The sequence below is a fragment of the Clostridium sp. AF37-5 genome (assembly GCF_003477605.1).
GTDB lineage: Bacteria > Bacillota > Clostridia > Lachnospirales > Lachnospiraceae > Eubacterium_F.
The window spans coordinates 1-999 of sequence record NZ_QUDR01000060.1; the positions used below are offsets into that span (position 1 = coordinate 1).

The window sequence follows — 999 nt, forward strand, 5'->3', positions numbered from 1 at the left end:
ACGTATTATGTCACAGATATGCACGGCAATGTGGTGCAGCTTTTGGATGAATCGGGAAATGTCACAAAGACGTATGAGTATGATTCCTTTGGAAATGAAGTGAATCCGGACAAGAAGGACGATAATCCGTTTCGTTATTGTGGAGAGTATTATGATAAGGAAACGCAGGAAGTGTATCTGAGGGCAAGGTATTACCAGCCGGCAGTAGGAAGATTTTTGACGAGGGATAGTTATACTGGGGAAAGCGATGAACCGCTGAGTCTGCATTTGTATACTTATTGTGAGAATGATGGAGTGAATGCCTGGGATCCAAGTGGACATAGAAAATCAAATGCAACGAAGGTTACAAAAGAGATAAAAAGAATTATACGAAACGAAATTAAGAAAATGACTAAAAATATAGCAGATCATACTATTTCAAAAATTTTAAAACAAACTATCAAAAATAGAAAAAAGTGGTGCAAAAATGTATCTAAAGGGGAATTAAACAAACTTGATGCGCCAGAACTTTTGGCAAGAATGATATATGGTGAATGTACCCCAAAAGAAATAAATAGCAAAGCAATGGGTTATAGAAAAGAAAATATAGCGTTCTGGAAAATTGTTAAAAATGCTGCAGGGAAAACTAATAGAACAAGAATAAAGAAAGAATTATTAAAGTCAGGGCGTTATTATGGGTTAACAAATGATAATGATTATGCGGCACATGGGAGAAATCCTGACTGCACTATAAAGTGGGCACGAGCTGTTATTATGGGTACATTATACGAAAAAAATAAAATGAATAAACTGATAAAAGTGTCTGGAATCAATAAAAGAATGAAATATTGGCATAGTCAGGAAGATTGGAGCAGATTTTACAACCCTACTACAAAAATAGTGAGTAATTTGGGGGTAAAGGTGATTAAGTATAAAAAGTATGCAGAAACAATATTTTATGAGGTGTAAGTTTGAAAAAAAGAAATTTTAGACAACCAAGAAACAAAGGACATAGCAAAT

1 protein-coding gene is annotated in these 999 nt (G+C 34.3%); it reads left to right on the top strand.

From position 1 onward, the window contains the following. Positions 1-42 precede the first annotated feature (42 nt). A complete protein-coding gene (locus DW019_RS14800; protein WP_182431168.1) occupies positions 43-948 on the top strand; it encodes an RHS repeat-associated core domain-containing protein in 906 nt (301 codons plus the stop codon). Positions 949-999: the final 51 nt, after the last annotated feature.